General features: G+C 56.8%; 9 protein-coding genes. All 9 read left to right on the top strand.

Going from position 1 to position 13,120, the window contains the following annotated elements; translation table 11 throughout:
• Positions 1 to 133: 133 nt before the first annotated feature.
• A complete protein-coding gene (locus tag WMO66_RS00765) occupies positions 134 to 799 on the top strand; it encodes a sugar transferase (protein WP_349134498.1) in 666 nt (221 codons plus the stop codon).
• A 30-nt stretch (positions 800 to 829) separates the two neighbouring features.
• A complete protein-coding gene (locus WMO66_RS00760; protein ID WP_349134497.1) occupies positions 830 to 1,612 on the top strand; it encodes a YveK family protein in 783 nt (260 codons plus the stop codon).
• Entirely contained in the window at positions 1,599 to 2,357 is a 759-nt protein-coding gene (locus tag WMO66_RS00755; RefSeq protein WP_349134496.1) for a CpsD/CapB family tyrosine-protein kinase, read from the top strand. The genes WMO66_RS00760 and WMO66_RS00755 overlap by 14 nt, the downstream gene beginning before the upstream one ends.
• Positions 2,344 to 2,997, top strand: a complete 654-nt coding sequence (locus WMO66_RS00750) for a CpsB/CapC family capsule biosynthesis tyrosine phosphatase (protein ID WP_349134495.1) — start codon at positions 2,344 to 2,346, stop codon at positions 2,995 to 2,997. The genes WMO66_RS00755 and WMO66_RS00750 overlap by 14 nt, the downstream gene beginning before the upstream one ends.
• A 15-nt stretch (positions 2,998 to 3,012) precedes the next feature.
• A complete protein-coding gene (locus WMO66_RS00745; protein WP_349134494.1) occupies positions 3,013 to 3,780 on the top strand; it encodes a glycosyltransferase family 2 protein in 768 nt (255 codons plus the stop codon).
• A complete protein-coding gene (locus WMO66_RS00740) occupies positions 3,777 to 5,060 on the top strand; it encodes a glycosyltransferase family protein (RefSeq protein ID WP_349134493.1) in 1,284 nt (427 codons plus the stop codon). Before WMO66_RS00745 ends, WMO66_RS00740 begins: the two co-directional genes overlap by 4 nt.
• The gene (locus WMO66_RS00735; protein ID WP_349134492.1) at positions 5,057 to 6,274 is read left to right on the top strand and encodes a glycosyltransferase; all 1,218 of its coding nucleotides are present in this window, start codon (positions 5,057 to 5,059) and stop codon (positions 6,272 to 6,274) included. The genes WMO66_RS00740 and WMO66_RS00735 overlap by 4 nt, the downstream gene beginning before the upstream one ends.
• Before the next feature lie 25 nt (positions 6,275 to 6,299).
• Positions 6,300 to 7,118, top strand: a complete 819-nt coding sequence (locus WMO66_RS00730) for a LicD family protein (protein WP_349134491.1) — start codon at positions 6,300 to 6,302, stop codon at positions 7,116 to 7,118.
• 95 nt (positions 7,119 to 7,213) lie between these two features.
• Positions 7,214 to 13,120 (top strand): leucine-rich repeat protein (locus WMO66_RS00725; RefSeq protein ID WP_349134490.1); only part of this gene is annotated, 5,907 nt, incomplete at its 3' end.

The raw sequence follows: 13,120 nt of genomic DNA, 5'->3' as shown, positions 1-13,120 counted from the left end.
GAGTGGCATACTCTGCGAAACTGCGGAAGCGCCGCGGCAGGGTCTTTCGCAAGGAACGGATCGCACGATCCGTTATTCGGAATGCGCACAGGGGCTGAAAACGAGAGAAAGAGAACGATGGAGATGACGCAGCATGGCGGCAACACTTTCCCGGCCGGTCGCGGAAGCAGCCGATGAACCGCGCACGATATACATCGCGCTTCCGCAGGTACAGACGCGCCGGGGCTATCTGGTCTTCAAGCGCTGCTTTGATTTTACCCTTGCACTGCTCGCGCTGATCGTGCTGGCCGTCCCCATGGGAATCATCGCCGCGATCATCGCGCTGGATTCTCCGGGCGGGCCGATCTACCGGCAGGAGCGCCTCGGGAAAGACGGCAAGCCTTTTTTGATCTGCAAGTTCCGTTCCATGCGCACGGATGCGGAAAAGGACGGGCCAAAATGGGCCGAGCGCAGCGACGACCGCTGCACACGCTTCGGCGCGCTCCTGCGCAAGACGCGGCTGGACGAGCTGCCGCAGCTCTGGAACATTCTGAAGGGCGAGATGAGCTTTGTCGGCCCGCGCCCGGAGCGGAAATACTTTTACGAGCAGTTTGAAAAGTACATCGTCGGCTTTTCCAACCGGCTGGTCGTCACGCCGGGCCTGACCGGCTACGCGCAGGTCAACGGCGGCTACGAGCTCGCACCCGAGGAAAAGATCGTATATGACATGGAATACATTGCCCGCCGGTCGATCCGGCTCGATCTGCAATGTATCGTAAAAACGGCGCTTCTCATTTTTACCCACGATGGTGCACGCTGAGAAAACACGATGAGGATCGGAGGAACATACATGAACGATACACAGTCCCCGCAGGCAGGCAGCGGGAAGGTCGAGGTCACGCTTCTGGATATTCTGAAGCTGCTGCTCTCCAAGAGCTACTGGCTGCTGCTTGCCGGCGTTCTCGCAGGCGCCTGCGTTTTTCTGGTCACGACCTTCCTGATCACGCCGACCTATGAATCCCGCGTCAGCTTCTATGTGTATAACAGCTCGAACAACAGTGTGCAGTCCGGCACGATCAATAACGGCGACCTGCAGGCCGCCGAGAGTCTGGCCACGACCTATTCCAAGATCCTGGCCAGCAATTCGATCCTCGACGCCGTGCTGCAGGAGCTTGGCCCGGATGTATCGCTGTCGCGCAAGAGCCTCAGCGGCATGGTTTCGGTATCTGTTATCACAGATACCCAGCTGCTCGAGGTCGTCATCACCTCGACGGACCCGGCCTTTGCCTGCAAAGTCGCAGGAGCCTTCGCCAAGGTCGCGCCGACCGAAATCGTCCGCATCACGAAGGCCGGCGGCGTCGAGATCGTCGACCAGCCGGAGATACCGACGGACAAGGCCTCCCCGCGCACCGTCTTCGACACCGCGATCGGCGTGATCATCGGTGTGATGGTGGCCGCCGTCATCGTGATCCTGCGGACGCTCGCCGACACGACGATCTATCTGCCGGAGGATATTGAAACTATGGCCGGCGTCACGGTGCTTGGGCAGATCCCGGACATCAATTCCGCCGATGACAACTACGCTTACTGGACCGTAACGGAAGAAGGTGCCGCTAAAAATGAAAAAGAGTAATAATAAAGCAGCAGCTGAGGCTATCACGGTCAATCGCCGCAGGCTTCTGAATAACGACGCCCCCTTCGCCATGAAGGAGGCCTATGTCAAGCTGCGCACCAGCCTGATGTTCTGCATGACGGCGGACAAGGCGCGGCCCTGCAAGACCTTCGCCGTCACGAGTGCGAAGCCCTCCGAGGGCAAGAGCCTGACCGCTGCGAATATCGCCATCAGCTATGCCATGCTCGGCAAGCGCGTCCTGCTGGTCGATGCCGATATGCGCAAGCCGACGCAGCGCCGCCTCTGGAAGGTCGAGCTTTCCACGGGCCTGTGCGACTACCTCGCCAAGATCTGGCAGCTCGAGCTGGCAAAGGTCACGGAGCTGCCCCTCTGGATCGTCTGCACCGGTACGATCCCGCCGAACCCGTCCGAGCTGCTGTCCTCCGACCGCATGAAGAGCTTTGTAGAGAGCTGCGCGGACTACTACGACTACGTTATCATCGACACGCCCCCGATCAACACAGTTGCCGACGCACAGATCATCTCGACCTTTGTCGACGGCGTCGTACTCGTGGCACGCTCCGGCAATACGACTGCAGACGAGCTGAATGCCGCGACTGCCGCTGTACGCCGCGCGGGCGGGAATCTCTGCGGCGTCGTGCTGAACGGTCTGAACATGAAATCCGTGAAATACGCCAGCAAGTACAAATACGGCGATAAGTACGGCTACCGCTATTCCTACAGTGAGTCCTATGGCGCAAAGTGACCCCATGATCGACCTGACGCTCGACTACCACGCGCATATTCTGCCTCGCTGCGACCATGGCAGCGACGGCGTGGAGACGTCCCTGCGGCAGCTCGCCATGGCCACCGAGGCAGGGATCCGGACCGTCTGCGCCACGCCGCACTTCTACCCACACCGCGAGAACGCCGCCGCCTTTCTGGAGCGCAGAGCGCGCTGCGCTGCGGCGCTGCCGCGCAGGCCGGAGCTTCCGCGCATCCTGCTGGGGGCCGAGGTCCTGATCTGCGACGGCATGGAGCGGCTTGACGACCTTCCCCGCCTGTGTCTGGAGGGGACGAACGAGCTGCTGCTGGAAATGCCGTTTTACGCGTGGCCGTCCTCCCTGTGGGATACGCTGTTCGCCCTGTGTGAGCGGCAGGACGTCCGCATCGTTCTGGCCCATGCGGACCGATACCCGAGGGAAAATATCGAAAGGCTGATCCGGGAGGGCATCCCGCTTCAGCTCAATGCCGTCTGCCTGACGAAGCCGATCAAACGAAGACGATATCTGGAATGGATCCAAAACGGCTATGTCAAATACCTCGGTAGCGATATCCATATGCTTGGAGACGGCTACCGGGATTGGAAGAAATGCAAAACGCTTTTGGAAAAGAAGCTACGCTGAGAGAAGGAACGCCCATTGCACGCCACAGAAACATCGCTGCCGCTCGTTTCAATCATCATGCCTGCCTTTAACGGAGAACCCTATATCGGCGCTGCCATTCGCTCCGTTCTCGCGCAGAGCTATGCGCGCTGGGAGCTGCTGATCCTTGACGACGGCTCTGCCGACCGAACGGCGGAGATCGCGGAGGCCTTTGAAAAATCCGATCCCCGGATTCGCCTATTCCGCAATCCAAAGAACCTGGGCGCGGCGCAGACGCGCAACCGCGGCTTTGCTCTGGCGCAGGGCGAATGGATCGCGCTGCTGGACTGCGACGATATATGGCATACAGACAAGCTGGAAAAGCAGCTTGCTCTTGCATCGCGCGGTGATATTCTCTACTGCTCCTATGCACTGATAGACGAGAGCGGCAAACACCTGTCCGATTTTCTCGTTCCGGAGTCGACGGACTACGAGGCCATGCTGCGGGAAAGTGTTTTAAGCTGCTCCACGGTGCTGCTGCGCCGTTCGATCCTCGCCGGGCAGCGCTTTCCGACGGAATACTATCATGAAGACTATGTATTCTGGCTCGGGCTTCTGAAGGCCGGATACCGGGCGATCGCCTGCACGGAGGTGCTGGCGGATTACCGTTTGGTAAAGGGCTCCCGCTCCAGTGACAAGCGAAATGCCGCCAAAAACCGCTGGCTGATCTACCGCAGGGTGGAAAAGCTGTCAATTTGGAAATCCGCAGCCGTTTTTGCAGTCTATGCCTGCCATGCGCTGCGGAAGCACAGGAGGGCACGATGAAGGTACTTCTGCTCTCCCACAACCCGGTCACGACCTATAACAACATGGGCAAGACGTTTCTGTCCCTTTTTTCCGCATTCCGCCCGGAGGAGCTTTGTCAACTCTACCTCTACCCCGCCGTACCGGATACGGCCTGCTGCGGCAGCTATTATCGCTTCACGGATCGTGAAGCGCTGCACTCCATCTGGGACCGGCATGCCGTCGGCGGGGAGATCAGCCCTGATCCGGCCTGTCACGATAAATTCACCAGTGAAAAAGAGGAGCGAACCTATCGTTCGCCCCGCAGCCGCTCCGAGCCCATGCGTCTGGCCCGCGATCTCATCTGGCAGCTCAGCCGCTGGGATCATCCCGGCCTGAAGGCATGGCTCGACCGCGAAAGGCCCGACGTTCTTTTCGTCGCGCCCGGCAAGCAGGAGCTGCTGTACGACATCGCGCTGACCCTTGCGCGCGAGCGGCATATCCCGATCGTGAGCTATATCTGCGACGATTTCTATTTCCTGCAGGGGCAAAATGCCTTTTGGGCAAAGCTCCGGCAGAAGCGCCTGCGCCGCAAAATCGCGGCCCTGCTGCAGGAGACTGCCCTGACCGTGACGATCTGTCCCGAGCTTGCGGCGCGATACCACGAGAGCTTCGGCGCAGAGGTGACGGACGTGATGACCTGCCCGCCGTTTGCCGTTCATCCCTATACGGAGCCGGGCCGCGACGCTTTGCACCGCTGCCTGACCTACATGGGGAACCTCGGCTGCGGCCGCGGCCAGCCCCTGCTGGAGCTTGGGCAGACGCTGGACGCGCTGAACCGGCAGGAAGGGACCGATTTTACGCTGGAGATCTATACTGATCACAAATACCCGGAGCTGCTGGAGCGTCTGGCGGCCTGCCCGGCGATCCGCATGCACGGCTTTGTCACCGGGAAAGCATATCAGGCAGCCTTTGACGGCGCCGATGCCTTTGTCCATGTGGAGGCCTTTGACAAAGAGAACCGTGACCGCGTCCGCTATTCCGTCTCCACCAAGATCATCGAGAGCCTTGCCAGCGGCAGGCCCCTGCTGGCCTACGGACCGGAGGATGTCGCCTCCATGGCCTATCTGCGCCGGAACGACTGCGCCGCGCTGGCCTGCTCCCGTCAGGCGCTTCCCGCCGCCATAGAGGCCGTTCTGATGCAGGAGCCATATCGCTGGCAGCTCGTTGAGCGCGCCGCGGCAGTTGCCAGACGCGAGGCCGATAACAGTGTTCGTCTGCATGCGCTGCTGGAGCGCGTGGCTTTGGGGAATGTAAAATGAAAGTCTTGTTCGTTAATCTTGTATATGGTGTAGGAAGCACAGGAAAAATCATTGCTGACATTATGGACCTTTTAAGGAACCATGGTCATAAGGTAAAGGTTCTCTATGGCTCGGGTCCTAATATCAACAATGACGACGCAATTAAAATATCAACTAAGCCAGAATACTATTTTCATAATGCACTGTCACGGTTCACCGATCATACAGGATTATACTCAGCAGCTGCAACCAGGCGCCTGATTCGCGAAGTTCAAGCTTTTGCACCTGATTTGATTCATCTTCACACACTACATGGTTATTATGTGAATTATGAGAAGCTGTTTCATTATTTAAAAAGGGCAGACATTCCCATCGTATGGACTCAACATGATTGTTGGTCTTTCACTGGTCATTGCACGCACTATTCTCAGATTGGTTGTACGCAATGGAAAACACTTTGCAAGGATTGCCGCCTTTTGCATCAGTACCCTCAGTGTTATCTACATGGTGATGTACGCCATAATTATCTCAGGAAAAAAGAAGCTTTTACCGGCGTAAAGAACCTAATTATTACAACACCATCGCAGTGGCTTGCGAATCAAGTTTCCCAATCTTTTCTGCAGAATTATCCAACATTAGTTGTTCCGAATGGAATTGATCGTAATGTATTCCACAAACGTCCAAGTCAACTCAAATCCAAGTACCATCTGCTGAATAAAAATATCGTACTTGGTGTTGCCAACGTTTGGAATACTCATAAAGGGCTGCAAGATTTACTGAGTCTCTCTAATCGCTTGGGGGCAGCTTATCAGGTCGTTCTAATCGGACTATCCGAAAAGCAGCTTTCCAAAATTCCGTCTAATATACTTGGTCTTCAGCGTACAACCGATCAGACTGAACTTGCACAATGGTATACAATTGCTGATGTCTTTGTGAATCCGACCTATGAAGACACCTTTCCAACCGTTAATTTAGAGGCGCAGGCATGCGGTACACCGGTAATTGTCTATCAAACTGGCGGATGTCCAGAAACACTCGTTACAAACGACAGCGTTCTTATTCCGCAAGGTGACTTAACGGCCATGGAGCGTGCGGTTCGCCGCATTGTAATGGATAATGTCCGAGTCGATTCTAATATAACAGAATGTCTCGATAAGGATCGCGCATATGCAAAGTATATTCAATTGTATCAGCAGATATCTGAGAGCATCCAGGCGGAACATACAGCACATTAAAGAAAGCGGAACGGATAGTGAACTTATGACCGATTTACAGCAAGTAGAATTCAAAATACTCCAAGCGGTAGATGCAGTATGCCGCCAATTGCACATCAACTACTATCTCATTTGCGGAAGTGCTTTGGGCGCAGTTAAGTATTCCGGTTTCATTCCTTGGGATGATGATCTGGATATTGGCTTGCTCCGTCCCGACTATGAGATTTTTGTTGAAAAGGCGCAGGAGCTGCTCCCGAACAGCTATTTCCTGCAGAATTATCGCACCGACCCGGCATTCCCACAGATATTCAGCAAGGTTCGCGATTCGAATACTACTTATATTGAGAAAAGTGCTGCGAAGCTATCTATCAATCATGGCGTTTATATTGATGTGTTTCCTTTGGATGGATATCCAAAAACACCGTTTGAGATACGCCGATTGGAGCTGCTGAAGAAGAAGTATAAACTGATGGCAGCGTGCGCATTCCAGCTGCCATGCAGTTGGTGTACCAAGTTATTCTTTGGATTGGAGCGCCTGCTAGGGATTCACAAGCATACACAGCACATTATGAGAAAATATGAGGAACTCATCTCCTCGTATTCTGAAGGGGATTCCGAAGTCATTTGTAACCACGGCAACTGGCAAGGGAAACTCGAATATGCGCCGCGCGCGCAATATGGAGATGGCACTTTTGCAGCATTTGAAGGTATGCAAGTCAGAATACCTGCGCAATTTGACGCATATCTCACGCAGAAATATGGCAACTGGCGAGCCGATCTTCCTGAAGAAGAAAAAGTCGGCCACCATTACGCTGAAATGATCGACCTGAACCACCCCTTTACGGACTACATTAAAATCGATTAAAACTTGCCACATAATCCGTAATTAATTGTAGGCCATTTTGTTTGTATATAGTCTCTTTCGGGAGATATATAAATTACAGAAAAGGAGAGTTAAAAATGATGTGTTCCGTTACAAAGCGCATTACAGCGTTATTCTTATGTGTGATGCTGCTGCTTAGTACTTTACCGACTGCAGCATTCGCCATAAAGGGAACCGACACGAACCCGCAAAGTACAGATGCAATTACGTCTACCGTTTCAAACAATCTGTCAAAAGGCAGCAACATTGATGGCACAAGCTATCGTGTTACTTCTGTTAAAAACTACTCCATCGCGCCGGATATTTCCGAGTCCGTGATTATCACGAACAACGACGCGGGCAACTCCCAGACCGTTGCCAACGTCATGCAGGTCAACCCGAATGAGGGACGGGCGAAGATTGTGGCCGGTTACGGCAACCGAAACCCGAAGGAGCTTGGCTGGACGCTGAAGACCACGACCGAGCAGGCGCACGTCTATGAAAGGGAGACGGGCCTGAACGTCGTCGGCGGCGTCAACGCCTCGTGGTTCAACATCAACACCGGCGAGCCCTCCGGCTATCTCGTGATGAACGGTGTCGTGCATCACGATAACTCCAGCCGCGCCTTCCTCGCCGCGTTTGACGACGGCTCCGTCAACGTCTTCCGCGAGGGCACGACCCTTGCGCAGGCCGAGGCCAGCCAGAGTGAAAAGCAGGGCAAGGCCGTTCAGATCGTCGAGGCGGTCGACGCGCTCGTCGCCATGGTCTGGGATGGCAAGGTCGTTGTTTCCCAGTCCGGCAACGGCGGCTATTACCCGCGCACCAGCGTCGGCGTCAAGGCCGACGGCACGGTCGTCCTGTTCCAGGCAGACGGCACCATGGCCCCCCGCTCCGTCGGCTACACCGCCGAGGAAGAGGCCCGCATGATGGTCGCGCTCGGCTGCGTGGCGGCCATCCAGCTCGACGAGGGCGGCTCCTCCACCTACCTCTCCCAACGCGAGGGCGAAAGCGACCTGACCATGCGCAACACACCCGCAGGCGGCAGCGAGCGCGTGGTCTCCGGCACGATCCTTGTCGTCTCCACCGTGGCTGCCTCCGGCGAGTTCGACCACGCCGCCGTCACGCCTGACGGCGAATACTACACACCCAATTCCACGGTCGAGCTGACGGCCAGCGCCATGGACTTCTCCGGCGCTCCGGCAAAGGCGCTCCCCGCGGACGCCGTCTTCACGGTCAGCGATGCGGCCATGGGCACTGTGAGCGAGACCACTGTCAATGGCAGCGGCGCTTCCGCCGTGTTCACTTCGTCCGGCAAGACCGGCGACGTGACGATCGACCTAATCAGCGGCGGCAAGACGGTCGGTTCGACCATCCTGCATGTGCAGGAGCCGGACGCCCTTTCGTTCGCGTCGAGTGAAGTCAACCTCAACTATAACGACGTCAGCGACCTTGGCTTCCGGGCGACCTATCAATCCGAACAGGTCCATCTCAAGGACGGCGACATCAACTGGGCCATCTCAGACCCGGACGCCGGTTCGTTTGCGAACAACCGGTTCGCCGTCACGAGCAACGTGAAATACTCCGGCAGCCCGACCGTCACCGCCACGCGCGGCGACCTGAGCGCCACAGTTACCGTGAATATCGGCATGGAGCCGACCATGATCCTCGACGGCGGCGATGAGGACCCGTGGGATTATTCCACCATCGGCACGACCGTCGAAAGCTTTGACGGCATGGCCTCCAATGCAGTCGCGACCTATCACTATGCCGGCCGCGGCGGCGTCGTCAAGGGCTCCATCGTCTCCGATACCGCCGAGGAATATGCCGACATCGTCCGCTTCGGTCATAAGGCCATCAAGCTGGAATATGACTGGACCGGTCTCACCGGTACCGATGGAGCCTGTCTCGGCCTTGGCGACAATCTCGCCATTGACGGCACACCGACAGCGCTTGGTGTTTGGGTCTATATCCCCGAGGGAGTCCCTGTCCCGTGGCTGCGTGCCCAGATCGCCACCAGTACAAATAATGGCCAAAGCTGGACGAACGCCTATGTCAATTTCAGCAATGGCAGCGCCGGGAGCGGCGAGGGGCTGAAGACCGGCTGGCAGTATCTTGAGGCTGATCTGACCCAGTATGCAGGTGCCCTGATCCGCGCCAACAGCGGCATGCTGTTCCGTGCGATGGTCACAACCAGCGGCATCGGCTGGTACACCACCGACGGCGTCAAGCTCGACAAAGGCGACCTGAAGGGCTACATTCTTCTCGATAATTTCTGCGTCGTCTACGGCGCAAACAATCAGGACGTCACGGCTCCGGTCGTGACCTCCATCCAGCTCGTCAACGACGACGGCACCAAGACAGAGCTCGAGGACGGCATGACCCTCCACTCCGACAAGCTCCGCTTTTTCGTCACCTACCACGACAGCGAGGAGACCGATCCCTACGCCACCGGCGTGGAATCCGCCTACTTCTACTTCGACGGCACCTATCGCGGCAAGTACGATTGTGACATTCTCGGCAGCACCTCCGGTCTGATGCACTTCGGCAACGGCCTGCACTCCATCACGTTCTACCTGAAGGACGGCTACGGCAACGTAACCCGCGAGACCCGCTACTTCACCGTCGAGGCCGAAAAGCCGGACGTGCCGAACATTGCGCTGAACACGCTGGGTGTTCCCACCGTCGGCAAAACGTGGCAGCTGGCGCTGGAGAGCGATGATCCCGCTTCCGTCACATCCCTGACAGCAGCCATCTCCGTCACGCGCAGCTATCCCGTTGCGAACGTCACCTTCCCCGAGGGCGTGACGGGCAGCTGGAGCTACGATCCCTCCAAGGGCGTCGTCTCCGTGGAGATCACCACCATTGACCACGCGAAGTATACGGCCGGTGCGCTGGCCACGGTCGACATTCCCATCCCCACCTCCGTCACAGAGGGCAGCAGCATCAACGTGCAGGTCACGAAGGGCTCCTACGGCTGCAAGCAGACGGAGAACCTCGATATCAGCGACCTGAACCAATATGCGACCGGCTTCACCACGCCCGTCGCGAATTACCCGATCGAGGCCATGTACCGCATTACGGCCGAGACCGCCGTGGCAGGCAGCAAGGCCACCGCGACCGTGACCGTCGTGCGCGACGGCGCTGCGGCAGCCGGCGTCAACGTCTATGCCAATGACGTCCTGCAGGGTCAGACCGACGGGAACGGCCGGATCGACATCTCCGGCCTGACGGCAAGCGAGGGCAGTGTGAACCTGCGCGCCGAGGACGCCGAGGGCAACTGCTCCTATCAGATCACCCTGTTCAGCTACAACGCCGTGGGCGACGAGACCGGCGCACCCTACAATATCATCTACGCCCTCTCCCCTGCCGCAGACGGCAAGACCATCACCTGGATGAGCGACCCGCGCCACAGCGCCGCTGCCGCCGTAGCAGAGCTTTCCACCAGCGCAGATCTGAGCGAAGCCACGCAGATCGAGGGCACGAGCCGCCTGATCTCCTACTCCGGCAGCAAGCAGATCAACCGCGTGAATGGCGTGACGCTGAGCGGCCTCACCGCAGGCGCGACGTATTACTACCGCGTCGGCGACGGCACGGTCTGGTCCGCCATCCGCAGCTTTACCGTCCCGGCAGCCGGGAAGCAGACCCGCTTCTTCCTGCTGGCGGACATTCAGGAGGAGGCCGCCCTTGAGGGCATGGGCCGCATCGCCGATCATCTGGCCGGGCAGTATCCCTTCGGTGTTCAGCTCGGCGACGCCGTGGACAATGTCCGCTACTACAACCAGTGGGACGACGCCCTGAAGCTCTTCACGCTCGACGGCATCCGTGACACCGACGTGATCCACGTCATCGGCAACCACGAGGCAGACGACAGCGGCAACGGCGCTATCGCCGTGAAGTCCGTGTTCGGCGTGCCTGCTGACTGGTATTCCGTGGAGCGCGGCGACGTCTACATCGCCGTCCTGAACCACACCTCCGACAAGGACACCCTGCAGCAGTTCGCACAGTGGCTCATCGAGGACGCTGCGAAGACGAGCTGCACCTGGAAGGTGCTGGTGACCCATGTGCCCGCTTACTACACCAACCCCACCGGCGGCGGCGAGATCTATCAGCAGTATCTGCCTGCAGCCTGCGACGCAGCCGGGATCGACTTCTACTTCTCCGGCAATGACCACAGCTACGCCCGCACCGCTCCCTTGACGGCCGGTCAGGTGGAGGAGAAGGGCACCGTGTACTACATCTGCGGCTCCACCGGCGGTAAGTCCTACTCCATCGTGGATAATAAGGACTTCCACTTCGAAAAGGCCACGCTCGACTTCGAGAGCATCTATGTCGACGTCACCGCCGACCGCTTCCAGGCTACCGTTACAGCGTATAATGTGGCAGAGGACGGAAGTAAGACCGTGCTGGATCAGTACAGTAAAAGGAAGACCCCGCTGTGCGAGAATGATGAACACACATACGATTACGACAGCGACACGGATATCCTTTCCTGTGAGGTCTGCGGCTACGAGACCGGCGCGAAGGAAAGCGCCTACCCCGGCTGGGCGAAGGATACGAAGACGGGAAGAATGCGCTATTTTGCTGGTGGAAACTCCGTGACTGGTGTTTTGGTGCTCACGGAAGGTACATATTCCTTTGATCAAGATGGCCTTACCTATCAGGGCGAATATGTTATCTGCGGTGAAACGTGCCAGTTTGAAAATGGTCAGTTTGTTCGCTGCACAACTGCTGACCTGATCAATGCTGGCCTGTGTGGCCAGACAGCCAATTATGTTCTTTACCGCGATGGTAAGCTCGTTGTCGGCGGTTATGGCGATATGGTGGACAACATCGCGAAGCGTGCTCCCTGGGGTAACTACAGGTATTATATTAAGCGCATCCTGATCGGCAATGAAATCACTGCAATTGGCAAATTCAACTTCTTCCAGTGCAGCAGGCTTGAAAGCGTGTCTTTTGCGGAAAATATCAAGCTTGCACGTATCGGTTGGGGTGCTTTCGGCTACAGCAGCCTGCCCTCCATCACCATTCCCGATTCTGTTACGCAGATCGACGGCTATGCGTTCTACTATTGCTCCAAGCTGTCCAGTGTGGAGATCAGTGAAAACAGCAAGCTAGCCAGAATGGGCGAAAGCGTATTCAAGGCCGACGCAAAACTGAAATACCTGTATATTCCTGACGGCACGAATAATATTGGCTGGGGTATCTTCGAGGGAGCTGGCAATAATGTAACTGTGTCCGTTGCTGCAAATTCCTATGCACAGGCCTATGCTGAGAAATATGGTATCTCCTATGAAACAAGAACACCCAAGCCCACAGTTGTGGCCTCCGGCAGTTGCGGTGATAACGCAGCGTGGACTTTGAACTCCGAAGGTGTTCTGAGCGTCACAGGAAACGGCCCCATGTCGGACAATAATACAAATCACGCTCCTTGGGAAGCATACAAGTATCAAATCAAGCAAGTCGTAATTGGTAAGGACATCACCTATATTGGCAAGTTCAACTTCTTCCGGTGTAGCAGACTGGAAACCGTGACCTTCGAGGAGGGCACAAAGCTCGAGCGTATCGGTTGGGGTGCCTTTGGTTACAGCAGCCTGCCTGCTATCACCATTCCTGACTCTGTTAACCGGATCGACGGCTATGCATTCTACTATTGCTCCAAGCTGACCGGTGTTGCGATCAGTGAGAACAGCAAGCTGGAAAGCCTTGGCGAATATGCATTTAAAGCCGACACCAAAATGACCTCTCTGTACATTCCTGACGGCGTTACAAAGATCGGCTCCGCGATTTTCAAGGATGTCACCGGCGTAACGCTCTCCGTGGCAGAGAATTCCTATGCACAGGCCTATGCGGAAAAGTACGGCATTGCTTATGAAACACGGAAAGCGAAGTTGACTGTTGTCGCTTCCGGCACTTGCGGAGAGAACGCCGCATGGACGCTAGACTCTGAGGGTGTTCTGAATATCACCGGGGACGGTCCCATGGCGGATAACAACACAAACCAGGCT

Source organism: Faecousia intestinalis, from assembly GCF_040096185.1.
In the GTDB taxonomy this organism is placed as follows: domain Bacteria; phylum Bacillota; class Clostridia; order Oscillospirales; family Oscillospiraceae; genus JAZOXB01.
The sequence above is the reverse complement of the archived record's forward strand: the minus strand, read 5'-3'. Positions and strand labels throughout refer to the sequence as shown.

Bases quoted from the DNA above. Each gene is read 5' to 3' on its own strand.
- WMO66_RS00750 (WP_349134495.1), top strand. From the start codon at position 2,344: ATGGCGCAAAGTGACCCCATGATCGACCTGACGCTCGACTACCACGCG.
- WMO66_RS00730 (WP_349134491.1), top strand. From the start codon at position 6,300: ATGACCGATTTACAGCAAGTAGAATTCAAAATACTCCAAGCGGTAGAT.
- WMO66_RS00740 (WP_349134493.1), top strand. From the start codon at position 3,777: ATGAAGGTACTTCTGCTCTCCCACAACCCGGTCACGACCTATAACAAC.
- WMO66_RS00755 (WP_349134496.1), top strand. From the start codon at position 1,599: ATGAAAAAGAGTAATAATAAAGCAGCAGCTGAGGCTATCACGGTCAAT.
- WMO66_RS00765 (WP_349134498.1), top strand. From the start codon at position 134: ATGGCGGCAACACTTTCCCGGCCGGTCGCGGAAGCAGCCGATGAACCG.
- WMO66_RS00735 (WP_349134492.1), top strand. From the start codon at position 5,057: ATGAAAGTCTTGTTCGTTAATCTTGTATATGGTGTAGGAAGCACAGGA.
- WMO66_RS00760 (WP_349134497.1), top strand. From the start codon at position 830: ATGAACGATACACAGTCCCCGCAGGCAGGCAGCGGGAAGGTCGAGGTC.